Source organism: Candidatus Velamenicoccus archaeovorus, assembly GCF_004102945.1.
GTDB lineage: Bacteria > Omnitrophota > Gorgyraeia > Velamenicoccales > Velamenicoccaceae > Velamenicoccus > Velamenicoccus archaeovorus.
Window position 1 is genome coordinate 849470 of the sequence record NZ_CP019384.1, and the last position, 26293, is coordinate 875762.

The following is a 26293-nucleotide window of genomic DNA, read 5'->3' on the forward strand; positions in this document are numbered from 1 at the left end:
GCTAAATCTTTCCGTTCGACCCCGGTTCGGGATCCCGCGGTTTTCGTCCGCGGAGCTTCATTTGTCCACGCCTTTGATTTTAATGACGACGTCGCGTATCGTCAAATCCGTGGCTTCCTCTACGGCCGCCTTTATCCTCTCTTGCACTTTCATGGCCACATCCGGGATCTTGTGTCCGTATTTGATGATGATGGGCACGATGATGGAGATTTCTTCGTTTTTTTCCGAGCGGATGTCAATGGCGCCGCTCTGGGTCTTTTTGCCGATGAAGTGCAGCATCCGCGATTTCATATCATCGCATACCCTGGAAACGCCGTCAATCTCCAATGCCGCCAGATAGGCGATGGAGGCAATGACATTATTGTGGATCTTGATGATGCCCAGCTCTGTTTTGTCTGCTTCGGGGATCACGTTTTTGCCTCCTTGGATTCCCCTTCCGTGTTTGTTTTGAGGATTTGCTCGATAAAATGGGTCGAGATGTCCCCTTTTCGGAATGACGGGTGGTTGAGAAGCTGTTTATGGAAAGGGATGGTCGTTTTGATGGGTTCAATTACGAATTCGTCGAGCGCGCGCAGCATCGTTTTGATGACCTCGTGCCTGTTTTCCCTGTGCACGATCAATTTGGCGACCATCGAATCGTAATGCGGACTGATCTGGTATCCCTGGTAGACATGGGTGTCTATCCGTACACGAGGTCCGCCCGGAAGGTTGAGGGTCTCGATACGGCCGGGCGAAGGCATGAAATTGTTCTGGGGGTCTTCGGCGTTGATGCGGCATTCCATGGCCGCGCCTTCTATCTTGACGTCTTCCTGGCGTATTTTAAGCTTCTCTCCAGCCGCGATCTTGATCTGTTCCTTGATAAGGTCGATTCCCGTGACCATCTCCGTGACGGGATGCTCGACCTGGATGCGCGTGTTCATTTCCATGAAGTAGAAATTTTTTTCCTTATCCAGCAGGAACTCGATCGTGCCGACGTTACGGTAGCCTGCGGCCTTGACGCCTTTGATGACCAGGTCTCCGATCTTTTTGCGGAGTTTGCTGTCGAGGGCGGATGACGGGGATTCCTCCAGGAGTTTTTGATGGCGTCTCTGGATGCTGCAGTCACGTTCGCCCAGGTGGATGACGTTGCCGTAATGGTCGGCGATGATCTGGAATTCGACGTGTCGGGGTTCTTCGATGTACTTTTCGATATAGACGTCCTGGACCCCGAAGGCCTTCTCCGCCTCTGCCTGCGCCGTCATCAGCGAACTGATGAGGCGGATGTCGTTATGGCAGATACGCATGCCCCGGCCGCCGCCGCCGGCGGTCGCCTTGATGATGACGGGATATTTGATGCGGCGGGCGATTTTAAGCGCTTCTTCCTTGGTTTTGACGACGGAGTTTGAGCCGGGCGTGATGGGCAGGCCCGCCTTGCTCATGGTCTCTTTGGCGGCCATCTTGTCGCCCAAAAGGCGTATGTTCTGCGGCGACGGCCCGATAAAGGCGATCTGGCAGGATTCGCAGATCTCCGCGAAGTGCGCGTTTTCGGAGAGGAACCCATAGCCCGGATGGATGGCTTCTACATCCGTGATTTCGGCCGCGCTGATGACGGCCGGAATGTTGAGATAGCTGGCCGACGGCGCGGCGGGACCGACGCAGACGGCCTCGTCCGCCATGCGCACATGCAGGGAATCTTTGTCGGCCACGGAATAGATGGCGACCGTCTTGATGCCCATTTCCTTGCAGGCGCGGATGATGCGCAGGGCGATTTCACCACGGTTGGCGATAAGGATTTTCGAGAACATGAGATTTTAGGCCGGCTCAACCAGGAATAATGCCTGTCCGAATTCGACGGGCTCGGCGTTGTTGACCAGGATGTCGACGATCTTGCCTCTGATTTCGGATTTGATCTCGTTCATCAGCTTCATGGCTTCGACGATGCAGACGACCTGGCCGATTTCCACGTTTTGGTTGATTTCGATGAAGGGCGGCGATTCCGGAGACGGGGCTCGATAGAACGTCCCGACCATGGGAGACTTGATCTCGATAAGGTTTTTTCCCGATGCGCGTTCACGGGGGGCCTCTTTGGCGGCGGCCGGCGTCTGGACGGGATGGAACTCCGGCATGACCGGGACAGACAGGGGTGTTTTATGTTGCGGCTGTTCAACGATTACCTGGCCTTCGGAGCCTTTTTTTAGCCGAACCCGCAGGCCTTCCTTTTCAATCTCGAGTTCCGTGAGATTGTTCTCATTCATGAGATTAATCATTTCCTTAATCTCTTTGATATTCATACCGCAGGCCTCCCTTTGCCTTCAATCTCCGCTTTTAAGAACAAACAGACGGCACGGCCCGTTATACGGCCCGTTCAATATATTCACCGGTCCTGGTGTCGACCTTGATGCGCGTCCCCACGTCGATGAAGAGCGGGACCTGGACGACGGCGCCGGATTCCAGCGTTGCCGGTTTTGTGCCGCTCTTGGCCGTATCGCCTTTTATGCCCGGTTCGGTGTGGGTGATCGTATAGACGACGAAATTGGGAAGATTGACGGCGATCAGCTCTCCCTTGTAGTAAAGGGCGGCGACTTCCAGGTCGTCTTTCAGGAATTTTTCGGTCGCGCGAAGCTTGTTCTTTTCTATGGCGAGGTCTTCATAGGATTCCGAATCGATGAAGTGGTAAAAATCTCCGGAATGATAAGAATACTGAAGGTTGCGCTCTTCGATGAAGGCCTCTTCGATCTTGTCGTCGGATTTATACGTCCTGTCCAGCACCGCATCGTTTTTGAGGCTTTTAAGCTTTGTCCTCACGAAAGCAGAGCCTTTGCCGGGCTTGACGTGTTCGACATTAACGACCATAAACGGCGTCCCATCCAAATCGATGGTCAGCCCCACTTTTACCTGGTTAATCCCTATTGTTGCCACTTAGTACCTCCACTCCTTCTTGAGTTACAAGCACCATTTCCTCCATCCGTATTCCAAATCGGCCCGGAAGGTAGATGCCGGGTTCTATCGTAAAAACCATTCCTGGTTCAAGCTTGCGAGTGTTCTTTTTATTGATGGAAGGCGATTCGTGAACCTCGAGACCGACTCCATGGCCTAACGCGTGCCCGAAATTCTTTCCAAATCCTTGTTGCGCAATATAATGGCGCGCAATTTCGTCTATGGAACAGATGGGGATCCCAGGTTTGATACCGCGGATAGCCAGTTCCTGGGCCTTGCGGACAACCTTTGCGGCTTTAAGAACAACGGGTTTAATTTTACCCAAAAAAAATGTGCGTGTCAAGTCGCTTTTGTAGCCGTTGACCTCGACACCCATGTCCACGACCACGGCGTCTCCTTCTTTGAGGATCCTGTCGGTCGGGCGGGCATGCGGATAGGACGAATTTGGGCCTGAGGCCACGATGGTTTCGAAAGCGACGGCGTGCGCGCCGTTGAGGCGGGCAAACCGTTCGATATCTGCGGCAACTGCCATCTCCGAGCGGCCTGGTTTCACCTTTGCCTTGGCGAAGGCAAGGGTCTTTTGGGCGATCCGGATGCCCTGGCAGATATGGGCGATCTCCTGTGCGTCTTTGATTTCCCGCAGGTGTTCGATGGTCTGCTGCAAGGGGATGAAAGAGGCCTTTTTTCCGAGCAGTTTATTCAGGACTTCACATTCTGCGAATGTCAGATGACGCGCCTCAAAGCCGATCTTTTTTGTTTTGTGTTCAAGGATCAGGCGGGCAGCTGTGTCAAAAAGGGATTTTTCATATTGGAGGATATGGACAGGAGATTTGGCAAACCGCTTGAAGTCTTCGACGTAGCGGAAATCTGTAATGATGGAGACGCTTTTCCCGGAGACAAAGCCGTAGGCATCCGGCGCATCGAAGCCGGCGGCATAGGAGACATTCGCCTCTGAATTGAGCAACAGGCCGTCGATGCCCTCTTGGACGAGCAGGGCGCGGATATTTGAGAGGCGTTTGTCGGCCTTCACTTGTTCCTGTTCTTGAGGAGCGCCTCGGCGGCGAAAAGCGCCAGAGAGTAGCTCCGGGCGCCGAAGCCGGATATCTGGCCGATACAAACGGGCGCGATCAGAGAGGTCTGCCGGAATTCTTCGCGGGCATGAATGTTCGACAGGTGCACTTCGATGGTTTTGACCGCAGAAGCCGCAATCGCATCCCTGATGGCGATGCTCGTGTGGGTGTAAGCCGCCGGGTTGATGATGATCATGTCGAATTTTCCGCGGGCGCCGCCGATAAGGTCTACGATCTCTCCTTCATGATTGGATTGGGCGATGGTCAGGCTGATTTTTGATTTTTTAGCCGTTTGTTTCAGGGAGCGGTTGATTTCGGCCAGGCTTGTTTTGCCGTAGACCTGAGGCTCCCTTTTTCCCAAAAGGTCCAGGTTGGGGCCGTGGATCACGAGGATTCTTTTCATGGTTTATCCTTTATTGAACTTTCGTTGTTTTACCCACGTAGGCCATGCGTAATTCATAAAGGAGGTGTTCGAGCATTTCCGCCTCCTCTTTGTCGAGATTTCCCTTGGTTTTCTGTTCGAGCATCTCAATGCTGTCGATCAGGAATTTGGCCTGGGCGATGTCTTCTTCCGTTTTATCGGTCATGGGATTCGGGATGGCCCCCAGGGCAATCCACGCCTGCATGGCCAGACTTGTCACGAAAAGGCGAAAGCTCGGCTCGGGTATTTCTTTTTCTTTTCCGGCATCCGGCGGGACATCTGCCGGTTCCTGCTTGATCTTGTCTTTCCAACCCTCGTCTACTTTCTTTTTTAAATTTTCGTCCATCATGCGCCCTCGCTGTTATTTTGTCGAATTCATATTAAGAGATCACGATCCCGGCATACCCGACGACTGATGAGTAGTCGCCGGAAACATCTCCGCTTGTCTGATAAGCGGCCAGCCGTGCGGTCCTGGCCCCGAGTTCTTTGGCTGCCATGATCGCGACGATGGCCGGTATGTATCCGCACATAGAGATCTGGAGGCGCTGGATTCTTTCTTCCAGGCCGTCTGCATCCAGGGCCAGGACCGCCTCGATGGCTTTTTGATCTTTTTCCATCGCCAGTTTCTGCGGTTCGTAATGAGTCATATCGGAACTGGCAACGATGAGGACGTCTTTTTTAGCCTCCTGGACCGCCGTCGCGATGCTGTGCGCTATATCTTTATACATCAATTTTTCATCGCTGGCAAGGATGATGGGCACAAAACGGAACGTTGCGCCTTTGATCTGGCGGATGAGGGGCAGCTGGACTTCGATCGAGTGTTCATAGGCGTGGGCCACTTCGTCTTCCTGCAGATAACTGGAGCGTTTCAGGATGGAATGGGCCATTTTATCGTCGATGTCGATCGTTCCGAAAGGCATCTGCCACTTCCCTTCTGTCATGATGCCGGCAGGTGTCCCGAAACCCGTATGGTTCGGCCCGAGGATGACGCAGGTATCTGGCAGGTCGATCGAAGACAGCACCGCAGCCGCTACTTTGGCTGAATAGACGTAACCTGCATGCGGCAGGACACAGGCGACGGCCCGCTCCTTCTTTGTCTCTTTCTTGTCCAGAAGAGAGGCAATGAGGCTTTTGAGACGTTGGGGATCCGAAGGATAGAACTGGCCTGCGACAGCCGGTTGCCTAATCACCGAAGGTCTCCCGGAAATAAACGGCCGATTGCCTGACTTCGTCCTGCGTCACGTGGCCGTGGAGCTCCATGACTTTGATGGTTTCAGGCCGGACGTAAGGCTTGAAATCGTTGAAATTCACCTGGCCGGTCATGGCCGCCTGGTGGTCGACGAGGTTGTTGACATTGTGCAGATGAATGCCGATCAAGCGGTCGCCGTAATCTTTCAGGAGTTTTCCGTGCGGCAGAAAACCCAGCTGCTCGAGGATGAAGTTATGGCCGACATCGAGCCATAATCCTACGGGCCTGCCTTTGAGCGCGCAAAAGATTTCCCTGAATTCGTCCAGAAAGGGGATTTCGCGGTAATAGAACCTGTTTTCGATGCCGAGCTTGAGGCCGCATTCTTCGGCCGTGTCGCTCAGGGCTTTTAGGCTTTTGATGAGTTGCGGGATGTGGTCGCGGCTTTTGGTTTTGCGTTCTTTGACGAAGGCTGCGAAATCCTCCCGGTATTGCGGCGTTTCCTTCTTGCTTTCCTGCGCCAGCCGGATGAGATGCCGCGTCTTGTCTCTTATCTCCGCGCGGCCGCAATGCAGGACGACACACGACGCCCCGCAACGGTGGGCCACAAGCAGGGTATTGCGTGTATGGGCAACGGCTAAAAGCCTTTCGGTTTCGTCAAGGCTGGCAAGCGAAAAGTGATCTGGAAGAGTTTTGAGGCGTTCCAGTCCATCGGGGACCGGACAAAAATTATGGAGACTGACGATGGAAAGTCCGTGCGTGCGGCAATAATCCAGGATCTCTTCCACCATCTTTGAGTCGAGAAAAAAGTTCAACTCAACGCAAGAGATGCCGGTGTCCTGGATTTCTTTGATAACCTCAAGGCCTGTCTCTCTTCGGCCGGCATTCCAGACGGTGGACAGCGCCAACATAGGTCAGAATTTCCTGCGGGCCTTTTTTCTCTTCTTTTCGCTGGGTTTTTCGTAGTGCTTGCGGTCTTTGACCTCTTTGAGGATGCCTTCGCGTTCGATCTTCCTCTTGAAACGCCGAAGTGCCGCCTCGAAAGACTCGTCTTTCCTGACTTCAACTTCCGACATCGATTCTCCTCATCCCGCCTCTGGCGGGATGACTCTGAGGCCTGCGTTAAGTCAATTTCACGAACGACTCTGGCGTTTGTGAGTGAAATTGACAAGCGTTTTGGCCGAAGAGTCTCTCTTTGATGTATTTTTCCGCCTCTGGCGGAATTAGGCCCTCCGCTATGTGGTATTGCGGAGGCCTACCCTTTCTGGGTTAACTCCACCACTTGGCCTTATCGGAAAGGCCAGTGCGCCGCTTCCTGCGGCGGTGTATCTTGAGAATTTATGGCTGCACCTGGCCCCAGATGAACGGGCCACACCTTGCCTTATCTGACCGGCAAGTGCACCATTTCCTGTGGCGGTATTCCGCTTCCTGCGGAACCCGCCCCGTTACAAATGGAATTTGTAACGGGGCCCGTCCGAGTCCTGGCCCGACCTGTCGGTCAGGGCCGAGACGAGGCTGGGTGAGACAGAAATTTCCAAGATGTAAACACAAGGGGTAACGTTTGTCCCTTTCCCCTCTTCACAATTCGCTAATCATATCATTTCGTTTCAAAGCTGTCAACAGGCAGATTCATCCGTTTCAGGCGTGTTGAAAGCCGCAACATTTTGCGGTTCTTGTTGTTGCGCCTGCCTGGCTCTTCGAGGAGGGCGTATTATTTCAGCTCGAAAGAGATGATGACATTAAAGGCAAGCTGTTCTTTATCCTGGAGTTTTATCGGGAATTCCGGGAAAGGCGATGATTCCTGGACGCTCTCTAAGGCAATCCGGCGCAGATACTCGTCATTCACGGATTTGGCCGTATCCACATGCGCTTCTTTGAGTTCGCCTGAGCGCGTGAGCGTGAAAGTCAAAAAGACCTCTCCTTCTTGGATATGCCTGTAGTTCCTGTACGCCTGTCTGCGGATCTTTTCGCGTACGATCTGGTAATAATTCTTATATTCCGGCGACTGAAAAACTTCGCCGGGGATATTGGGGGTCTGGACGGATTTCTTTTTTGGGCCCTCGGCTGCCGGCTTCATTTGTTGAGGGAGGTCTTCTTCCCGCTCCTGCCGGAAGATCTCCGCCTTGAGGAAATCATCAAGGATATTTTTGCGGTCTTCAGAGGCTTGTATCTGCGGGCTCGGTGTCTGAATGCGTTCTTTTTGGGCGACCGGCTCAGGCGAGATATCCCTGCCTTCTTTTTCATGACCGAAGCTCTGGACATAAGCGACTTCGATAGGCCTTTGGCTCGGCGCGTATGTCAGGATGTGGTAAGGCAGGGCCGCTATCAATCCAGCGTGGAAGATGGCTGAGAACGCCAGACACCTGTAGAAAAGGGTGTTTTCCTTCATAGCAATATTGTAACAGAATATATGGCTGGATGGCAACGTGATCCTCCCCGCCCCGGACATGACCGGGGCGGGGATCCTTATTTCATTTCAGAACGTCAGGCGGCAGCCGGCCATGAACCGCCGTCCGGGCGCCGGATAGAAGTTGCGCGTGCTGCTGAATACGGAGACAACGCCGTATTCGGAATATTCCGCATCAAAGATATTGTCGATGCCGGCAAAGAGTTCCATATTCTTCCAGCGACGGCTCGCATTCAGATCGACCGTGACGTAATCAGCCATTTTTGGATAAGCGTTTTGTTGGTCGCTGACGAGATACATGGATCCGACATAGTTGACCAGAAAATTGAGCGTGAAGGCCTGGTCAGGCGTCCAACGGAAGCCTCCGGAAGCCTTATGCATGGGGACCGCGGGGATGGTGTTGCCTTCGAACGATCCCTTGCCGAACACGGCGTCCGTATAAGTGTAATTGGCCGTGAGTTTGAATTGAGAGTTGACGGCGTATTCGCCCTGGGCTTCGAGGCCCTGGTGGGTTGTCTTGTCGTAATTACTGTTTTGGTAGGTCATTGGATTGAGGTATATTTCATTGGTGATCGCATGATGGAAGTAGTTCAGGGTGACGTTGGCCTGACGGGAGATCTTGTGGCGGATGCCCACCTCGATATCTTTGCCTTCCTGGGGTTTGAGTCCTGTGTTGAGTCCTCCGGAACCCCAGGTGTTGGAGGTAAAAAATTCGTCCACAAGAGGAAAGCGGAAGCTTGAGGAATAGTCGCAGTAAAAGTTTGTCGTGTCTCCGAGGAGATAGACAATGCCTATGTCATAGACGTCTGTTGTGAGGTTTTTCTTTTCTTTCAGGTCGACCTGCGTGATCTGGTGAAAGAGATATTGCGCCATCTCGTGGCGGTAACCCGCTTTGAGCGACAGGCGATCCGTCGCCTGGATACGGTCTTGCAGATAGATGCCTTGTGTATGTTTGGTGATGAGGATCTTATCGTTGGCAGCGCCCATCATGCCGTCTAAGATGTTGTCTTCGTCAAAATACAGGTCGGCGCCGAAAATAAGCGTGTTCGGCATATTGGCCAGAGAAGCGTCTATCGTATATTTGGGCGTGATGCCGACGGTCGTAATGTGGTTCTCGTTCGACCAGGACGACGAGAAATACTGTGAATCGACGTCCCTGTTGCGGAAGGAGACGTTGGTTTGAAGTTGTCCCTTTTCTTTAAAATCCGCCTTGAGTTCCAGATCCGTATAGTAGTCTTCCGTCTGCGCCAGGTCGTCGGGCTTGGTCGTGGCGCGCCGGCCGAAGGCGAGCATCTGGGCTTCGCTCAAGGCGCCCGGGAGGCGATAATTATCCGTATGATAACCAAAAGACAGGCCGCTGGACCAGGCCTGGCCGAAGGCATGGTTCAGCCGCATGGCGAAATCGTCGCGCAGCAGGTTGCTGTTTTGGCGGTATCCTTTTGTATCGTAATATTCGCCGGATGCCCATGCCGAGCTTTTATCGTTGGCCGCCGAGACTTCCACAAGCGTGCCGAAGGTGTTGTAGCTGCCTCCTTTTGTTTCCAGCTTGAAGGCAGGCCGGCCTTTTCCTTTCTTCGTGATGATGTTGATGACGCCGCCCGATGCGTTGTCGCCATAAAGGACGCTGGAAGCGCCCCTGACGATCTCGATGCGTTCGACCTGCGAGAGGGATATCTGGCTCCAGTCGGTATTGCTGAGGTCGATGGCATTGACCCTGCGGCCGTCGATCAGGACGAGCATGTTGCTGGGCCCTGTTTCGCCGAATCCGCGCATATCGACATTGACTGTTTTCCCCGTACCCGTATAGTCGCGGATCTCGATTCCCGCCTGGGCGCGCAGGATGTCCGGGATCGTCTGGGCATTGGATTCCCGGATATCCTCTTCGTCGATGATGGTCGTGTATTTGCTTGCGTTCTTGATCTCTTCGGCTGCACGTGATGCCGTCACCACGATGCGTTCCATTTCGATGACGTCTTCTTTCTTTCCTTTTGTTTCGGCCCAGGCCATCCGGACGGATGACAAGACGAGGGCCATCGCCACAACGATCCCTGTTCTTTTTCTCATGACACTCCCCCCAAAATAAAAAACCCTTGACCTCATAAAGAAGTCAAGGGTAAAGCACCAAATGTATCGTGCCTCGGCCTGAACCCTCGCAGCCAAAAGGTCTGAAACTATAGGCAGGTCTTCTGGCTTACCTGCAGCTTAAGAGACGAGCCTTCCCGCTCTTTTAAAAAAAGAGCAGTGGCTGTGTGAGTCTCTGCTTTGCCCCGGCAATTCTAGCCGGGACGCAGGATTACAGCGGCGGGACCGCGGCCGAATTTCCAGCATGAATTTTAAATAAAATTCGTGCTGAATCACGACACTTCCCTTGTTCCGTTACTGGGTGGTGCTGACGGAACGGCCTATAGAAATAATAATGTTACTTCAAAAGAGCGGTTTCCAGGCGTGTTCCTTTGACGAGCCTGGCGGCAATCTCGTAGGTGCCGAAGAGAACGACGCTGGAAACAAGCGTTCCAGCGAGAAAATATCTGAAGAAAGGCACGGCGGCGATGAAGCACGCCTGCAATCCCTGCAGGGTCTGGGGGTACCACCCGGCGAGCCAGACGCCGAAATTTGTCACGACAAAAAAGACCAGGGAAGACAAAAGCGAGCCGGCCAGGACGGTCGTGACCGCACGGGCATGGCGCAGGGAGATGCCGATCATGCTGATCAAAAGGACGGACCCCCAGGTGAAGATGACGGTGTTGTACATGCCGAGGAACAGGTCGCTGGTGATCATGAGGACGAGCGGCACGATGATAGCCAGTCTGCGACTAGGCAGGTGCGCGGCAGCAAAGAGCGCTATCGCGGCTACAGGGGTGACATTGGGAACATGAGGCAGAAATCTGCATAAAACGCCGATGACGATCAGGATCCAGGCTAACATCGAACCTCCTTACTTCCGCCTCTGGCGAGATGACTTCCTGCCTGCCCCTTGGCAGGCCAGGCCGATTTCGCGAGCGCCCTGGCTTGCCTCCGGCGAGACCAAGGCGCCTGCGAGCGAAATTGGCAAGAGGTCAAGCGGGGAGTCTTTTTCTTTCTTTATCCAGTTTTTGGCGGAATGAGTCTTTTTGCTGATTTTTCAATACAAGGAATCAAAACTATTCCTTAATTTTATATACCCCTCTCCAAAAGTCAAGACAATTTTATCTCGTATCTGTGCAGGTTGATCTATCCGTTGATCACAGAGATGACCTTGGCGTTTTCCTTGGAGCTGATGACGAGCATGGCGCTGGTTTGCGCGCAGCCGCAGACCGTCCCGTAGACGTAATCCAGATTGATGCCGGCGTCCTTGATCTTTTTGGCAACGGCGGCCGCCGCTCCCACCTTGTCTTCCAGCATCACCGTGACGACGTCTTCTTCGGCCACTTGGAATCCCTTATTTTTCAATGCGCTCTTGGCGGCTGCGCTATTGTCCGCGAGGAGGGCGAAGTGGGCCTTGCCTTCTTCTCCCCATGCGCAGATGCCCTTGAGATTGACCTTGGCGTCCGACAAGGCTGTCGTGACATTGGCAAATTCACCTACCTTATCATTGGTCGTGACGAGGATCTGTTTGCTCAATTGGGCTTTGGACATATTTCCTCCTTTTTATTGGGGCGTTTTTGGTTCTAGGCCCGTGGCATTATATTGATTGAACGAGTATATTTCCTGGGCGGGTTTCCTGTTTTTTTCGCGCAGCGTCTCATCCGAGTAGCCCAAAGAGATGAGGCAGACGATTTTTTTGGCGCGCGGCACACGCAGGACCCTTGCGGCTTGTCTTTCGTCGAACCATCCGATCCAGCAAGTAGCCAAACCTGATTCGGCGGCCTGCAGGACAAAGTGCTCGACGGCGATTCCTATATCCATCAGCCAATAGGGCGTGCCGCGCAAAGAACCTATCACACGGGTCAGGAACCCGGCTTTCTCCGTGACGACGGCGATGATCACGGGCGCTTCTTTGACGAAACGGTTCATCGCATAAGGGCCGCTCAGGGACGCCTGACACAATGTGTCTTTCGTGGCCGGCTCGTCTACGACAATGAAATGCCACGGCTGGGAATTACAGGCGCTTGGCGCCAGACGCGCGGCTTCCAGGCAGTCGAGCACCATCTGCCGCGGGACGTTTTTGGGCAGGTAGGACCGGCAACTCTGGCGATGTTTGGCGAGTTCGATAAACATAAGATCGGTTTCTATATTATTTGCAGGAGGATGAACGCTGCGATGATGATGGCAAGGACGATCAGGGCTGCGTATTTCCATCTTCCGGCCTTGATCTGCCCCAGGAACCCGGATCCTCTCCGCAGAGACGACCCGCAATAAAGACACAAAAGAGCGTCGTCATCTTGGATCCATCTGCCGCAGTGGGGGCAACCGGGGGACATGAAAAGATTGTATCACAAATGCGTTCTTAAGAGAAGAACAGGAATTCGGAAGGATCGGCCGTTTACGAATGGGCGTTTTGAGGCGCCTCGCAGAGGTCTATCTTTAAGGTATGGCAGAAGGTGACGAAAAAGCACTTCCCGTTGGCGATGCAGTAAATGCCGCCTTTCATGCGGATGTGGAATTTTTCCGTCTTTTCGCCGGTGTCCCTGTATTTGAGGACATAGATTTCTGGCTTTTCGTTCGTGTAGTTTTCCTGGACAGGGACTTCCTTGATGATATAAATGAGATACTTGTGGATCTTCGTGAGAATGCCGTCCTCATTGAAGGTCTCGGAAGCCCACAGGACCCTCTTTCTCTTGTCCATCGAAGTGAGGTTTTTGAAGACCATGTCTCTCATGAGATCCTTTCGCGCTATCCGCGTTCCTCCCCGCCCCATATAAAAAACGAGCCGAGCTGCCTTTCTTTTTTGCCTGTTTTACTTATGGCAACCCGGCAAATTTTGAAGCTGGGTATCGTAACTGACTCCAGTATCTTGCATTAAAAATATGGCACAGAAAAAAAGTGAAAACAATAGCTGGGAAGGCCTCGCGGGAAAGCGCTTTCCTGTAAGGTCTGGCAAAAAAAAGAGATAGGATATTTTTTTAGGAAGGGACGAAGGAGATGCCGCTATTTAAAGATCTTTTTAAACAGCGAGGTGGTATTGAAACGGGATTCTTTTTTTTGTAACAGCCTGGAGATGTTGGCTTTATGACGGACAAGCGAGAAGATGCCGAGAACGACGAGGAAGATCTCGATACTGACAGGAAGCTGAAGGATGAGTCCAAGCAAGGGAAGCGCTGCCGAACAGATAACGGATGCCAGGGACACGAAACCTGTTGCGAGGAAGAGGATAAGCCATGATCCCGTGATGAGGAGGACAAGAATAAAAAATCTATCGATCAATATGGAAAATGCAATCAGTACCCCAAGGCTTGTCGCCACCCCCTTCCCTCCCTTAAAACCAAGAAAGATCGTCCAGTTGTGTCCGGCGACGGCACAGACAGCAGACAGACAGAGGTAGAACGGCAGCGAAATGCCGGCCTGCGGCATGGCCTGCGGCGCAAAAAAAGCGTAACGCGACAGAAGAACGGCTGTGGTTCCTTTAAGGATATCAATGATCAGGACCAGGGTCCCTGCGCCTTTGCCGAGGACGCGAAAGGCGTTTGTGGCGCCGAGGTTGCCTGAGCCGTGTCGACGCAGGTCGATTCCCTTTAAAAGCCGGCCGAAGAGATAGGCCGTCGGGATGGCCCCTAAAAAGTAACTAACCAGAAGTCCGAGTAGTGGTTTTAGCATGTGTTGAGCCATATTCAGTGTTCAGGATGTTGATCCCTTTGCGGGCATAGTCGATTCCGGAGATGCATGTAAAGACGGCGGCCAGTTCCCAGACGACCCATGCCTTGGGGTATTCCAGGATGACCGCAATGACAGTGGCCATCTGGAAGAAGGTCGTGAGCTTGCCCCACCAGGTTGGCGTGATCTGTGTGTTTTTTTGGGTGGCCAGCAAGATCGCGCTGCCCACAAGGATGATGATATCGCGGCTGATCACGATCAACAAAAACCATAAGGGCAACGCGACTGCCAGATACGTTTTACTCGTGCGATAAAGAAAGATAAACGCCGTCAACAGAAGAGCTTTGTCTGCCAAAGGATCGAGGATGGCGCCCGCCTGTGTTTTTTGCCTCTGGCGGCGGGCGATATAACCGTCGACGACATCGGAAACGATGGCCAGAAGGAAGATGGCCATCGCCAGGTATCGGAGATAATCTTTGGCCGGCGTGTAAAAAACAAGGCAGGCCACAAAGAACGGCACAGAGATGATCCGGAACAGTGTGATTTTATTGGCAAAGTTCACGCGGCACCCCCTGCTCTCCGGCCTGGGATATTATTTTAAGATCCTGATCCGGTTTGGCGGCCAGTAGACAAGGAACGCCTTGCCGATGAGGTATTTGTCGTTGAGATATCCCCAGTAGCGGGAATCTTTGGATGAAGCGCTGTTGTCCCCCAGCGCGAAATAGTTGTCTTGCGGCACGCGCAGGATTTCTCCCTCCCGTCCGTAAGGGCCGCGGTTATAATAATAGATCCGGTTGAAAGGATCGGTCTTGAGGGCTTTATCATTCAGGTAGATCTGGCCGTTGCGTATTTCGATGGAATCGCCGGGCCTGCCCACGCACCGTTTGATAAAATCCCTCATAGGCTCTTCAGGATAATTGAAGACGATGATGTCTCCGGTTTCAGGAGAATGGAATTTGGCGATCCTCTTGTAGGTGAACGGGAGCCTCAGGCCGTAAGCGTAACGCAGGACAAGGATCCTGTCGCCGGGGATCAGGGTGGGTTCCATTGAGCCGGTGGGTATCTTGAATGGCTGGACCACGAACGTCCGGATGATCAGGGCCAGGATGACCGCCGTGACAATGGTTTCAAAGAATTCTTTAAGCCACGCTTTTTGCATATCGTTTAATTTAAGCATAGGGCCTCGCTTTTTTAGATTTTCAGGGCTGCCAGGAAAGCCTCCTGCGGGATCTCGACATTGCCCACCTGCTTGAGGCGTTTTTTCCCTTCTTTTTGTTTTTCCCAGAGTTTGCGTTTACGTGTGATGTCGCCGCCGTAACATTTCGCCGTAACATTCTTGCCGACAGGCCTGATCTTTTCTGATGCCAGGATCGTTCCGCCGATGGCGGCCTGAAGGTTGATGAGGTAAAGTTGACGGGGGATCAGCTCCCGCAATTTTTCCACCAGGAGTCTGCCTTTGGCCTGGGCCTTGTCTTTATGGATCAGGCATGAAAAGGCATCGCAAATTTTTCCATTGATCAGAATATCGAGCTTGACGAGCTTGGTCGGGTTGTAGCCGTCGAATTCATAATCCAGCGATCCATACCCGCGGGTCACGGATTTGATTTTGTCGTAAAAGTCCACGATGACCTCCGCCAGCGGCATGCGGTAGATGACCTTGACCCTCTCTTCGCCCAGATAGTCATTGGCGAGGAATTCTCCGCGGCGCTGTTTGGTCAGCTCGCAGACTTCCTCGATGGCATTTGTCGGCACGATCATGAAGGCGCGTACGAACGGTTCTTCGGCCAGTTTGATCTGGACTGGATCCGGGAGCTTGGCCGGGTTGTCCACCTCCATGACTTTGTCGTCTCGCGTGGTGATGCGATAGACGACGTTCGGCGTGGTCAGGACGAGGTTCAGATTGTATTCGCGTTCCAGCCTTTCCTGGACGATTTCCATGTGGAGGAGCCCCAGGAATCCGCATCGGAAACCGTAACCGAAAGACTGTGACGTTTCGGTTTCGTACACAAAAGAAGAGTCGTTAAGGCCCAGTTTTTCCATGGCCACCTTGAGCTCGGCGAAATCTTTGGCGTTGACGGGATAAATGCCGCAGAAGACCATCGGCTTGACTTTTTTGTATCCCGGCAGCGGTTGTTGGGCCGGATGGTCGGCGAGCGTGATGGTGTCGCCGATCAGGATTTCTTTCGGGTCCCGGATGTTGGCCGTGATGTAGCCGACCTCGCCGCAGTGCAGCGCTTTTGTGGATGTCATCTGGGGTCTGAAGACGCCGATCTCTTCGACCGTGCAGATCTTGTTTGCCTGCATCATGCGGATGGTATCGCCCAGCGCCAGTTGACCGTTAAAGAGACGTCCATAGATAACGACCCCTTTGTAGGTGTCGAAAGAAGAATCGAAGATCAGGGTTTCGAGAGGGTTGTTGTCGTCGCCGCTCGGTGCGGGGATCGTTTGGACCACCCGCTCCAGGATCTCTTTGATGCCGATCCCTTCTTTGGCGGAAGCCAGAAGGATGTCGTCTTCTTCGAGCCTGAGGATGTCCGTGATCTGTTCCTTGACGCGGTCGATGTCGATGCCGGCGATGTCGATCTTGTTGATGACGGGGATGATCTTCAAGTTGTGTTCTCGGGCCAAAAAGAAATTGGCAACTGTCTGGGCTTCGATCCCCTGAGAGGCGTCTACCAGCAACAAGGCCCCTTCGCAGGCCGCCAGCGATTTGGATACTTCATAGGTAAAGTCGACATGTCCGGGCGTGTCGATGAGGTTGAGCGTATAGGTGTGGCCGTCATCGGCCTTATAATTGATCGTTACTGCCGACGCCTTGATCGTGATGCCTCTTTCCTGTTCGATCTCCATGTCATCGAGGAGTTGGGCATGAAAATGGCGTTTGTCGATAGCGCCGACATATTCGAGGATACGATCGGCGAGCGTCGATTTGCCGTGGTCGATATGAGCGATGATGGAAAAGTTTCTGACGTGTTCCCGTGGATTCATATCAGCGATTGATTTCTGCGATAACGGCTGCAACGACCTCGTCGATCGTCATCCGTGTCGTATCGATGTAGACCGCATCCGGCGTCCGCCTGAGAGGGGCGCAGGCGCGGGTCGAATCGATACGGTCCCTTGTTTCGATGTCGTTCTGCACGCCCTGTTGTTCCACCGGGATGTTTTTTTCTTTCATCTCAAGATAACGCCTTCTGACGCGTTCCTCGCAGGCGGCGTCCAAAAAAAATTTTTTGTAGGCGTCGGGAAAGACGACGGTTCCGATGTCCCGGCCTTCCAGGATTGCGCGCCTGCCTTCCGCCAGGCTTCTCTGCAGCCCCACCATGATCTCCCGCACTTCTTTGATTTTGGCGATGACGGAAACGTGCTCGGTGATTTCCGGCCTGCGGATGTCCTGGGACACGTCGCGTCCGTCAAGGTCTACCCGCAGCGTCCCTTCCCGAGGATCATAGGAAAGATCGATGCGGGTGTGCCGTGCCAGGGCGATGACGGCCGGCGCATCGTTCGGATCGACGGCTTCCTGCCGCGCTTTCAGGGCCAGGGCCCGGTACATGGCTCCTGTGTCGATGTAGAACAGGCCAAGTTTACGCGCGACGGCGCGGGCCACGGTGCTTTTTCCCGATCCGGCTGGGCCGTCTATCGCTACGATGGGTTTGAGGTCTGTCATTATTTTTACGAAAGGATCCGTCGGCGCTTATTGCGGCTGCAGACGAGGAGTTTCTTGAGTGTTTTTCTGTTTTTCGCAGCGACGGCGCTCTTGAGGCGTTTCAGCGATCGTTCGAAGGCGTCGAGGGATTTGAGGACATTGGTCCGATTGGACAGGAGAATGTCGCTCCAGACTTCCGGATGAGAGAGGGCGATGCGCGTGGTGTCTTTAAGGCCGCCGGCAGCGAATCGTTCGCAATGGTCCGGCATGACGGCGGCAAGCGTGAAAGCAACCGCATGCGGCAAGTGGCTCGTGAACGCCAGGGCGGTATCGTGTTTTAGGGCCGAGAGAGTGACGACACGGCTGCCCAGGGTTTTCCAGAACCGGCAGACGGTGCGCACACTGCTGCGCGGTGCTTGGTCTGGAATGACGATACAGATAGAGCCCTTAAAAAGGTCGGGCCGGCTGTGCGATACCCCGCTTTGTTCCGACCCCGCCAGAGGGTGACTGCCGACAAAATTCAATCCTTTGGCTGCCCGGATGATTTCGGCTTTTGTGCTGCCGACGTCCGTGATGAGGGGTTTGGTCATTCCCAGCCGTTTGAGCGCGCCGAGCTTGGTCTTGATGTCTTCGACGGGCGAGCATAGAATGATGAGGTCGCTGTGTTCGACGGCTGCGGCGAAGCGGTTTGTCCCTGTATCGATCGCCCCGTATCGTTTGGCCTGCGCTATTTTTTTATGGTTGCGGAAATAACCGCAGACCTCTTTACTGAGATTGAGTCTTTTGACGGCCATGCCGATCGAGCCGCCCAAAAGGCCGACCCCTACGATCGTTATTTTCCTGAATAAAGGTCTACGCATCAGATTTCTCTGTGGATCGCCAGTGCGATCTTTTCCAGGTTTTGTATGAGCGTGGTCAACTTTTCAGGGAGGAGCGATTGCGCTCCGTCTGAAAGGGCTTCCTCGGGTTTTGTGTGGGCCTCGATGATAAGGCCGTCCGCCCCGGCGGCAACGGCGGCGCAGGACAGGGGTGCGACCAGGTTCCATTTGCCCGCGGCGTGACTCGGGTCGGCGATGATAGGTAAATGCGAAAGCTGTTTGACGACGGGAATGGCGCTGACGTCGAAGGTGTTGCGCGTCGCATCTTCGAAAGTCCTGATGCCCCGTTCGCAGAGGATGACGTTATGGTTGCCTTCGGCCATGATGTATTCCGCCGACATGAGGAGTTCCTTGACGGTATTCGCCAGGCCTCTTTTGAGCAGGATGGGCTTACGGGTCAGGCCGACTTCTTTGAGGAGCGTGAAGTTTTGCATATTGCGCGCACCGATTTGAAGGATGTCGGCATATTGCGCGACCGTCCCGACATCGCGTACGTCCATGACCTCGGTGACCGTCGGCATATTCAGCTTTTTGCTGACGCGCGAGAGGATCTTGAGGCCTTCCAGGCCCATGCCTTGGAAGGCATAGGGAGATGTCCTTGGTTTGTAGGCGCCGCCGCGCAAGACGGAGGCGCCGGCAAATTTGACCTCTTCCCCTATTTCCACGAGCAAGTCCTCGTTTTCGATGGCGCAGGGGCCGGCGAAGATGACGACTTTCTTGGCGCCGATCTTCAGGTGTTCTCCGATAGGGATGACGGAATTTTCTTTTTTGAATTCCCGCGAGACAAGCTTGTAGGGCGCCAAAATAGGGATGACGTTCTCAACGCCGTGAAAAGCCTCCAGAGGGATGGCCCTGAGGGCATCTTCGGGACCGATCAATCCGATGATCGTCCTCTCGGTGCCTTTGGAGATGTGGGGCTTGAGCCCCAGCTTGTCGGCGCGGTCCAGGATATGGTCGATATCTTCTTTTTTGGCGTCTGGCCGCAAAACGATAATCATCTAGAGTCCTCCTTGATAATGTCTCTGAGTGCGCGGATCAATTTTATGTTCTCCCGTCTTGTCCCGATGGTGATGCGGGAATAGTTGTCGAGATTGTATTGGCTCATTTCGCGGATGATGACGCCTTTCTTGAGCATTTTTCCAAAGAGGCTCCTGGCATCCATGCCGGTACGCACAAAAATAAAGTTCGCCGCGCTTTTTTTGAACCAGACGCCGAGATCTGTCAGCGCCTTCTCCATGAATTTCATTTCTCGGGCAACAAGGGTCATGCTTTTGCGCACGAATGCCTTGTCGTCCAGGGCGGCGCAGGCCGCGGCCTGCGCCACGGAATTGACGTTGAACGGCTGGCGGATACGCTCCGCTGCGGCGACGAATTCCTCGTCGGCGATCATGTAACCGACGCGCAGCCCGGCCAAGCCGTAGATCTTGGAAAACGTCCTCAGGATGGCGACATTTTTGTGTCCCAAAAGCTCGAGGATTTTTGGAAAGTCCTCCTTTTGAGCGAATTCAACGTAGGCCTCGTCAAAGACGACCATGACCTCCCGGGGAATCCTGTCAAGAAATTCAAGCACCTGGCGGGTCGTGACGTATGTCCCTGTCGGATTGTTAGGATTGGCGATAAAAACGGCTTTTGTTTTCGGAGTTATGCGACCGGCCATCGCCTCCAGATCGAAGGTGAAATCCTTGAGGGGTACGCTGATTACTTTGAATCCGTTGATGGAGCCGCTGATCTTGTATTCGACGAAGGTGACGTCTGCCGTGATGATCTCGGCGTCCGGGGCCTTGATGGTTTTCAGAATGACATCGATAAGTTCGTCCGAACCGTTACCAAATAGAAGGTTGACTTCCTTGATGCCTAAAAGCCGTGCCAGTTTGCGCTTGAGATAGTAACAGCTTCCTTCCGGGTAACGGTTCAGGGATGGCAGCGCTTTTTTGGCGGCAGCGATGGCCCGGGGCGAAGGCCCCAGGGCGTTCTCGTTGGACGCCAGCTTCGTGACGTCGGCAATACCGAGTTCCCGCTTGACTTCCTCGATGGGCTTTCCCGGTTTATAAGCGTCGATATTATCGATATCCTTGCGTATGGGTTCCATTTTCATTGTTTGTTATTCCGTGACAGGGTATGACCCCAGAACTTTGAGAAATTTGCACTTGTCTTCCAGGGCCATCAGGGCCTTCTTGACTTTGTCATCCTGAATGTGCCCCGTCAGGTCCACGAAAAAGAAGTAGTCCCATGCTTTTCGTTTGGACGGCCGCGATTCGATCTTGGTCAGGTTGATGCCGTATTTCTTGAAAGGCAGGAGCATGTCGTGCAGGGCCCCCACCCTGTCTTTGATCGAAAACATGATGGATGTCTTGTCGCGTCCCGTTCTCTGGGCCTGGGATTTGCCGACCACCAGAAACCGCGTGATGTTGTGCGGGCTGTCTTCGATCTCCCTGGCGACGACCTTCAGCCCGTATTCTTTGGCAGCCAGAAGCGATGCGATGCAGGCCGAACGGGGTTCCTTGGCCGCGATCTGGGCGGCCCGTGTCGTGCTGGAAACTTCTATCAGGTCGGCCTTCGGCAGATTGCTTTCCAGCCAAAGGCGGCATTGACCGAAGACTTGCGGGTTGGAATAGATATTGACTATCGCGTCCTTCAGGTGTTTCGACAAAAGGTTGTGCGAAATATCCAGCATCACCTGGGAACAGATGCTGAGGTCCGAATCGACGAGCATGTCCAGCGTGTGCGAGATGGCGCCTTCGATGGAGTTCTCTATCGGGATGACACCGTAATCCGCATTGTCTTTTTCCACCTCCATGAATACGTCCGTAATGGTGTTGCAGGAAAGATACGAGACGCTGGCGCCGAATTTTTTCAGCGCCGCCAGGTGCGAGAAGGTCGTTCGCGGCCCCATGTATGCGATCACGAGCGGTTTTTCCATGGCGAGAGATGCGCTCATGATCTCGCGCCAGATCGCGGTTAACGTTTCTTTGTTGAGGGGGCCCTGGTTCTCCCGGATGATTTTCGAGAGGACCTCCTTTTCCCTCGCGGGGGCGTAGACCGCCTCTCCTGTCTTGTTCTTCATTTTTCCGATCTCGAGGATCCAGCAGGCCCGTTTATTGAGCAGCTTGACGATTTCCTTGTCGATCGCATCGATGTCTTTGCGCAAATGTTTAATGGCCATCTGTCGTCTCCTTCAGGATGGGGGGTTCTGTTTCCTGCGAAGCCCCTTCCGGTGCCGCCGTTTCTTCTTCGCGTATCGGTGGCGTCGTTTCTGCGGCGCCGGATTCCTGGCTCAGGGTTCGTTCTTCTTCGCTGGAGAGCGGTGTGATCTCGCCCTCGCCGGAAGCCAGTTTCATGTTCATGAGCATGTCTTTCTGGGCGAATTCTTCGATTTTCGGCAGTTCATTCAGGGATTTGAGCCCGAAATAGTCCAGGAAGAAACGGGTGGTCCCGTACACAAAAGGACGGCCGATCACCTCTTTGCGCCCGACGATGCGGATGAGATTTTTTTCAAGCAGGCTTTTGACGACCCCGTCACAATTGACTCCCCGTACGGCCTCAATATCGATGCGCGTCACCGGTTGTTTGTAGGCGATGATCGCCAGGGCCTCCAGAGAGGGACCGGTCAGTTTTTCCGTATGCTTGATCTTATAGAATTCCTTGATGGTGGCGGCGCTTTCGGGGGCCGTCGCCATCTGGAAGCCGCCGGCGATCTCGATGATGCGTATGCCGCTGGAGCGTTCCTCGTATTCTTTCTTGAGCGATTCGATGAGATCGCGGATCTCCGATGTCTGGAGATTTGTGAATACTTTTTTGATATCTTCCAGCAGCAACGGTTTGGTGCTGACAAAAATCAGCGCTTCCAGGTCTGTCTTGATTTGAAGGGGATCGAGCATGTCCGTCATGGGGCACCTAAGTTTTGGTTATTCGCCGGCCGTCTCAAGCATATCGCTCCGGGCGCGCCCGGCGCACGGCCGCGGAAGGCGAAGAGTTGATGCGTTGTTTATAAACGAAATTCAGCAGTTCTTCGGCGTCTTTGAACAGTGGTTGTTTTTTTATGGCTTCTTGGATCATCTCTTTGGCTTCATGTTTTTTATATTGCAGCTGCATCAGGATATCCACGGCCTCGTCGATGATATCTTTCGGCAGGGGCGCCGTTTTGGAAGCGCCCTCTTCTTGGATGAGGCCGAATTTTCCGATTTTTCCCTGCAGCTTGGCGATGATCTCCTTGGCCCTCTGGGGACCGATGCCCGGCAGAGACTTTAAAAAAGCGACGTCGGCCTCGTCAATGGCGCGCGCAATGGAAGCAATCGACGTGTTGATGGCGCGCAGCGCCGCTTTGGGGCCGATGCCGGAGACGGTAATGAATTCTTCAAAGAACTCTTTTTCGATCTCATTCAAAAAGCCGATGAGGACGGGTGTGCTGCGTGACGGCTCCAGCTGGTGATAGTGATATGTGATGAAGCGCACGCATCCGTCTTGGTCGACATGGTTGTCGAGCGCCGTCATCGTGATCACCGGCAGGAAGATTTCATAAGCGATGCCCTGGTTTTCCAGGATGACCGAGTTTTTCCGTTTTTCTATCAGTTTGCCGCCGATGCGTGCGATCATAGTTTAGCCCTGATCGTCAAGGCGTGCGTCACGGCCAGCGAGATGGCGTCCGTTGTATCAACAGGGCCGAAGGATTCGCGCGCAGCGCCGAACATATGCTCGATCATTTTCTGGACCTGTTCTTTGGACGCATGCCCATGTCCTGTGGTGACCTGTTTGACGCGTGTCGCCGGATATTCGAAGAAAGCGACCTTTTTTTCCTCCGCCAGCATGCAGATGACTCCGCGGGCGTGTCCGAGCAGGGATGCCGTCAAAGGATGCTTGTAGTGCGCGTAGAGTTTTTCCAGGACAAGGGCATCCGGTTTGTGTCGGTCCAGGATTTCCGCCAGCTCTCCGTGGATCTGCAAGAGGCGTTTCGGCAATTCATCTTTTATCCGCGTTTTGATGAAACCAGACTTTTTGATGGTAAAACCATGCCGGTCGGCTTCGATGAGGCCGTAACCTGTGACGTGCAACCCTGGGTCGATGCCGAGGATGAGCATCTGGCGCGCTATTCTCCGGTTGATTCGATCAGCTCGTCCGGGATGTCAAAATTAGCATAGACGTGCTGGACGTCTTCGTGTTCTTCCAGGGAATCCATGAGCGACAGGATCGTGTTGGCCGTATTTTTTTCCGCGATCTTGATGGTCGAGGTCGGGATCATGGTGATCTCCGCGTTCTCAAACGGGATTTTGACGGCCGTCAGGGCGTTCTTGACGGATTCCAGGTCATGCGGTTGCGTCGTGATCTCGTAGACATCGGCTTCGCTTTTCATGTCCTCGGCCCCCGCATTGAGCACGATGTCCATGAGCTTGTCTTCTCCAATGGCTTTCTTGTCGACCGTCAGGAAACCTTTTTTCTGGAACAGGAAGCTTACGGCTCCGGCCTGGGCCATATTGCCGCCTTTTTTGGACATCATGTTTCTTAGTTCAGCCGTTGTCCTGTTCTTGTTGTCGGTGACGACGTCGATCATGATGGCAATGCCTGCCGGACCATAGCCTTCGTAAGTGACCTCTTCATAGGTGACGCCCGGCAACTCGCCCGTGCCTCTCATGATCGCCTTTTCGATGTTGTCCCACGGCATATTGCCTTCTTTGGCTTTTGCCACGGCCGTGCGCAGACGGATATTTGTTTCCATGTTGCCGCCGCCTGAACGGGCCGCCGCCGTCAGCTCTTTGATCAGCTTCGTGAAGAGCTGGCCGCGCTTGGCATCGATCGCTGCCTTCTTGTGTTTGATGCTTGCCCACTTTGAATGACCTGACATTGTGCTTCCTCCCTTATTTTGTCGTCGAGATTATTTTATCGCAGACGAATGACGAGCATTTCCGGTTTTTCAGTTTTCCAGAGAATTGTTCCATGAGCGCAAGACGCCATGGCACGCCTTATGGATCGCCCGCTGAAAGCGGGCAGGCCGTGAGACCCTCACCATGAACCAGACCGACCGCTTCACAAAGTGCGTTCCGCTGTCGGTTTATGGTGCCGTGAACCGACTACGAAATATTTTTTATGAAGCGATCAGCTTGGTTCACGGCAAAATAGGCATATAAGCCGAGTTCTGTCTCCCCCGCTTTCGCGTTTTGGTTCGCCTGGTTTCACCAAAAGCGGAACAAAACGGCGGGGGCGATAGCCATTTGACTTCTCCCTCCGATTGCTCGGTGGGATCTAGCAGCCAACCCGCTCCGACACACGATGTTCAGGCGGACAACCCTATTCCTGTTATCCAGGATGTCGGGGCCTATTTGGCATTGCTCTACGCAGAGATTGCCGCGTTTCACCCCCGCCGACGCACTGGTGGCGGGACTCGTCTCTGTGGCTCTGATCCGTCCGTTACGCAACGTAACGGAGGCGGTTATTACCCGCTGCGTTGTCCTCTAGAGCTCGGACTTTCCTCCCCGGCGGCTTTCGGGCCTCCATGGGCGGCTATCCTGCCTATTTTGGAACGTTCTTCCTTTATGGCCAAACGCGCCAGTTTATCGGCGCCTTTATTGAGTTCCCTCGGGATCTGCTGAATACGATAAGCATCAAATTCGCCCAGCAGCATTTTTGCCTGTTCGAACAGATGCCGGATATTCTTGTTTTTGACCTTGTATTCTCCGTTGATCTGGCGGCACAGCAATTGGCTGTCGGAGAATATGGTCGCTTCTCTGACGTTCATCTCCAGGGCTTCCTGCAGGGCCGTGATCAGGGCTGTGTATTCGGCCACATTATTGGTCTGGCGTCCGATGTATCTGGATATATTCTTGACCGGGACCTCCGCCCTCGCAAAAATAACGCCCACCCCAGCATCGCCGGGGTTGCCCATGGAAGAGCCGTCAATATAGATGTCCATGGTGATGGAATTTATCCTTTTTCCGGAAACCTGCGAGGCCTCATTCGCCTTCCTCAAGATAAAGGATCCGGGAACAGTTCTCGCAGGTGATGAGGCGGTTATACATCTTGATCTCATTGATCACTTGGTGAGGGACGCGCATGTGGCATCCTTCGCAGGAGTTATTTGAGACCTTGACCAGCGCCACGCCCCCGCGGCCGTGGAGGATGTGCTCGTAGGCCTGAAGGATCTTTTTGTCGACGCCTGCCGCCGCGATCTGTCTTTTTCCCTGCTCGGCCTGCAGAGAAGCCTCTATGTCCTTCGCCTGTTCTTCAACGGCCCTTTTCTCTTCGTTATAGATTTTTTCTTCGCCGGCGAGGATTTTTTTCTCCTCGTCCAAGGCCTTTTTTGCCGTTTCGACCTCATCCATCAACTTGAGGATTTCTTCTTCAATGACGGATTTATCGGCCTTCAGGCTTTCGATCTCCGCAAGCTTGGCCTGATATTCCTTGTTGGTCTTGAGGGCCCCTAATTGCGATTGGGATTTTTTGATACCCTCTTCCTTGGCATTGAGATCCCCTTCTTTTTCTTTTTGCTGGAGCTGAGTCTTCTGCAGGTTGCTTTCGAGGGTTTTGTAATCGGCCTTTTTTCCCTCGAACGCTTTCTGTAATCTTTCCAGGATAAGGGGAACCTCTTCTTTTTTCTGATTGAGCTCAAATATTTTTTTATCCAACCCTTGAAGTTCGACGAGTTTTATCAGTTCTGTGCGGATGTCTGGTGTCGACAAAATACGCTCCTTAACTTTGCCTATGATGGGTTTTACTTCCTCTCAAAGTTAACTCCGAGCTTGCGCAGTAAATTTCCCGAAGGTCGGCTTGGCCGGCCGGAGAGGAAATTTACAAGTGTTCAAGCGAGGAGTCAACGTTTATTCCTTAACTTTGCCTATGATGGGTTTATTTTTTGCTCAGAACATTTTTCGCCAGAGGCGACTCGAAAATTCACTTCGCATGTTCGGGACACATTTCGCCAGAGGCTTCTGATCGTCCCTGAACATAAGCGCTCGATAATTTTCTCGTAGCCGCCAGAGGCGACTCGAAAATTCTCTTCGCATGTTCGGGACACATTTCACCAGAGGTGAAATGTGGGCGCAGAAGGACTTTCC

At 53.5% G+C, this 26293-nt stretch carries 31 protein-coding genes, 1 other RNA gene, 1 pseudogene and 1 riboswitch; all 33 genes and pseudogenes read right to left on the reverse strand.

The genetic code is table 11. The features are described 5' to 3' along the window. Nucleotides 1-57: 57 nt before the first annotated feature. The gene (locus BU251_RS03730) at nt 58-411 is read right to left on the reverse strand and encodes an Asp23/Gls24 family envelope stress response protein (protein ID WP_164908844.1); all 354 of its coding nucleotides are present in this window, start codon (nt 409-411) and stop codon (nt 58-60) included. Continuing rightward, nucleotides 408-1784, reverse strand: a complete 1377-nt coding sequence (accC, locus tag BU251_RS03735; protein ID WP_128699558.1) for an acetyl-CoA carboxylase biotin carboxylase subunit — start codon at nt 1782-1784, stop codon at nt 408-410. Before accC ends, BU251_RS03730 begins: the two co-directional genes overlap by 4 nt. Nucleotides 1785-1790: 6 nt before the next feature. Next, complete coding sequence (gene accB / locus BU251_RS03740; protein WP_128699559.1) at nt 1791-2270, reverse strand: acetyl-CoA carboxylase biotin carboxyl carrier protein; 480 nt, start codon at nt 2268-2270, stop codon at nt 1791-1793. Between the two features lie 61 nt (nt 2271-2331). Next, complete coding sequence (gene efp / locus BU251_RS03745; protein WP_420885792.1) at nt 2332-2898, reverse strand: elongation factor P; 567 nt, start codon at nt 2896-2898, stop codon at nt 2332-2334. Next, a complete protein-coding gene (locus tag BU251_RS03750) occupies nt 2879-3946 on the reverse strand; it encodes a M24 family metallopeptidase (protein WP_128699560.1) in 1068 nt (355 codons plus the stop codon). The genes efp and BU251_RS03750 overlap by 20 nt, the downstream gene beginning before the upstream one ends. After that, on the reverse strand, nt 3943-4389 hold the full coding sequence (gene aroQ, locus BU251_RS03755) for a type II 3-dehydroquinate dehydratase (RefSeq protein WP_128699561.1): 447 nt from the start codon (nt 4387-4389) through the stop codon (nt 3943-3945). The genes BU251_RS03750 and aroQ overlap by 4 nt, the downstream gene beginning before the upstream one ends. 10 nt (nt 4390-4399) lie before the next feature. After that, nucleotides 4400-4756 (reverse strand): DUF1844 domain-containing protein, encoded by a 357-nt coding sequence (locus BU251_RS03760; RefSeq protein WP_128699562.1) that lies wholly within the window; start codon nt 4754-4756, stop codon nt 4400-4402. Nucleotides 4757-4787: 31 nt separating this feature from the next. Further along, nucleotides 4788-5597: an AmmeMemoRadiSam system protein B gene (amrB, locus tag BU251_RS03765; RefSeq protein ID WP_164908845.1), complete on the reverse strand. Its 810-nt coding sequence runs from the start codon at nt 5595-5597 to the stop codon at nt 4788-4790. Further along, nucleotides 5590-6504, reverse strand: coding sequence for a sugar phosphate isomerase/epimerase family protein (locus tag BU251_RS03770; protein WP_128699564.1), 915 nt, complete (start codon nt 6502-6504; stop codon nt 5590-5592). The genes amrB and BU251_RS03770 overlap by 8 nt, the downstream gene beginning before the upstream one ends. Before the next feature lie 3 nt (nt 6505-6507). Beyond that, the gene (rpsU, locus tag BU251_RS03775; protein WP_128699565.1) at nt 6508-6669 is read right to left on the reverse strand and encodes a 30S ribosomal protein S21; all 162 of its coding nucleotides are present in this window, start codon (nt 6667-6669) and stop codon (nt 6508-6510) included. 635 nt (nt 6670-7304) lie between these two features. Then, entirely contained in the window at nt 7305-7982 is a 678-nt protein-coding gene (locus BU251_RS03780; RefSeq protein ID WP_164908846.1) for an energy transducer TonB family protein, read from the reverse strand. Between the two features lie 87 nt (nt 7983-8069). After that, a complete protein-coding gene (locus tag BU251_RS03785; RefSeq protein WP_164908847.1) occupies nt 8070-10064 on the reverse strand; it encodes a TonB-dependent receptor in 1995 nt (664 codons plus the stop codon). A 95-nt stretch (nt 10065-10159) separates the two neighbouring features. Further along, nucleotides 10160-10421, reverse strand: a riboswitch (cobalamin riboswitch). Further along, complete coding sequence (locus BU251_RS03790; protein WP_128699568.1) at nt 10420-10926, reverse strand: DUF6580 family putative transport protein; 507 nt, start codon at nt 10924-10926, stop codon at nt 10420-10422. Its footprint overlaps the riboswitch before it by 2 nt. A 284-nt stretch (nt 10927-11210) precedes the next feature. Then, nucleotides 11211-11615, reverse strand: coding sequence for a hypothetical protein (locus BU251_RS03795; protein WP_128699569.1), 405 nt, complete (start codon nt 11613-11615; stop codon nt 11211-11213). Nucleotides 11616-11627: 12 nt separating this feature from the next. Further along, nucleotides 11628-12197: a nitroreductase family protein gene (locus BU251_RS03800; RefSeq protein ID WP_164908848.1), complete on the reverse strand. Its 570-nt coding sequence runs from the start codon at nt 12195-12197 to the stop codon at nt 11628-11630. An 11-nt stretch (nt 12198-12208) separates the two neighbouring features. Further along, nucleotides 12209-12400, reverse strand: coding sequence for a hypothetical protein (locus tag BU251_RS09405; RefSeq protein WP_164908849.1), 192 nt, complete (start codon nt 12398-12400; stop codon nt 12209-12211). 62 nt (nt 12401-12462) lie between these two features. Next, complete coding sequence (locus BU251_RS03805; protein WP_128699571.1) at nt 12463-12798, reverse strand: hypothetical protein; 336 nt, start codon at nt 12796-12798, stop codon at nt 12463-12465. A 269-nt stretch (nt 12799-13067) separates the two neighbouring features. Then, nucleotides 13068-13733 carry a glycerol-3-phosphate 1-O-acyltransferase PlsY gene (gene plsY, locus BU251_RS03810; protein WP_164908850.1) on the reverse strand — a complete coding sequence of 222 codons (666 nt, stop codon included), beginning with the start codon at nt 13731-13733 and terminating at the stop codon, nt 13068-13070. Further along, nucleotides 13702-14292 carry a CDP-diacylglycerol--glycerol-3-phosphate 3-phosphatidyltransferase gene (gene pgsA / locus BU251_RS03815; protein ID WP_128699573.1) on the reverse strand — a complete coding sequence of 197 codons (591 nt, stop codon included), beginning with the start codon at nt 14290-14292 and terminating at the stop codon, nt 13702-13704. The genes plsY and pgsA overlap by 32 nt, the downstream gene beginning before the upstream one ends. Before the next feature lie 30 nt (nt 14293-14322). Continuing rightward, entirely contained in the window at nt 14323-14907 is a 585-nt protein-coding gene (lepB, locus tag BU251_RS03820) for a signal peptidase I (RefSeq protein WP_228767844.1), read from the reverse strand. A 14-nt stretch (nt 14908-14921) separates the two neighbouring features. Next, entirely contained in the window at nt 14922-16718 is a 1797-nt protein-coding gene (gene lepA, locus BU251_RS03825) for a translation elongation factor 4 (RefSeq protein ID WP_128699574.1), read from the reverse strand. A gap of 1 nt (nt 16719) precedes the next feature. Then, on the reverse strand, nt 16720-17394 hold the full coding sequence (gene cmk / locus BU251_RS03830; protein ID WP_128699575.1) for a (d)CMP kinase: 675 nt from the start codon (nt 17392-17394) through the stop codon (nt 16720-16722). Nucleotides 17395-17399: 5 nt separating this feature from the next. Beyond that, a complete protein-coding gene (locus BU251_RS03835) occupies nt 17400-18233 on the reverse strand; it encodes a prephenate dehydrogenase (RefSeq protein ID WP_128699576.1) in 834 nt (277 codons plus the stop codon). After that, complete coding sequence (gene aroF / locus BU251_RS03840; RefSeq protein WP_128699577.1) at nt 18233-19249, reverse strand: 3-deoxy-7-phosphoheptulonate synthase; 1017 nt, start codon at nt 19247-19249, stop codon at nt 18233-18235. Before aroF ends, BU251_RS03835 begins: the two co-directional genes overlap by 1 nt. Continuing rightward, on the reverse strand, nt 19246-20346 hold the full coding sequence (gene hisC, locus BU251_RS03845) for a histidinol-phosphate transaminase (RefSeq protein ID WP_128699578.1): 1101 nt from the start codon (nt 20344-20346) through the stop codon (nt 19246-19248). The genes aroF and hisC overlap by 4 nt, the downstream gene beginning before the upstream one ends. Nucleotides 20347-20352: 6 nt before the next feature. Continuing rightward, entirely contained in the window at nt 20353-21414 is a 1062-nt protein-coding gene (pheA, locus tag BU251_RS03850; RefSeq protein WP_128699579.1) for a prephenate dehydratase, read from the reverse strand. Beyond that, a complete protein-coding gene (gene scpB / locus BU251_RS03855) occupies nt 21404-22138 on the reverse strand; it encodes an SMC-Scp complex subunit ScpB (protein ID WP_128699580.1) in 735 nt (244 codons plus the stop codon). Before scpB ends, pheA begins: the two co-directional genes overlap by 11 nt. A 34-nt stretch (nt 22139-22172) precedes the next feature. Further along, complete coding sequence (gene ruvA / locus BU251_RS03860) at nt 22173-22844, reverse strand: Holliday junction branch migration protein RuvA (RefSeq protein ID WP_128699581.1); 672 nt, start codon at nt 22842-22844, stop codon at nt 22173-22175. Then, a complete protein-coding gene (gene ruvC / locus BU251_RS03865; RefSeq protein ID WP_128699582.1) occupies nt 22841-23326 on the reverse strand; it encodes a crossover junction endodeoxyribonuclease RuvC in 486 nt (161 codons plus the stop codon). The genes ruvA and ruvC overlap by 4 nt, the downstream gene beginning before the upstream one ends. Before the next feature lie 8 nt (nt 23327-23334). After that, nucleotides 23335-24087, reverse strand: a complete 753-nt coding sequence (locus BU251_RS03870; RefSeq protein WP_128699583.1) for a YebC/PmpR family DNA-binding transcriptional regulator — start codon at nt 24085-24087, stop codon at nt 23335-23337. Nucleotides 24088-24351: 264 nt separating this feature from the next. Beyond that, nucleotides 24352-24759, reverse strand: an RNA gene (gene rnpB / locus BU251_RS03875) — RNase P RNA component class A. Nucleotides 24760-24840: 81 nt separating this feature from the next. Further along, nucleotides 24841-25269, reverse strand: a pseudogene (locus BU251_RS03880) (ribonuclease HI family protein); the annotation flags it as partial. Then, complete coding sequence (locus tag BU251_RS03885; RefSeq protein WP_128699584.1) at nt 25193-25918, reverse strand: zinc ribbon domain-containing protein; 726 nt, start codon at nt 25916-25918, stop codon at nt 25193-25195. The pseudogene BU251_RS03880 and the gene BU251_RS03885, both read right to left, overlap by 77 nt. Between the last annotated feature and the right edge of the window lie 375 nt (nt 25919-26293).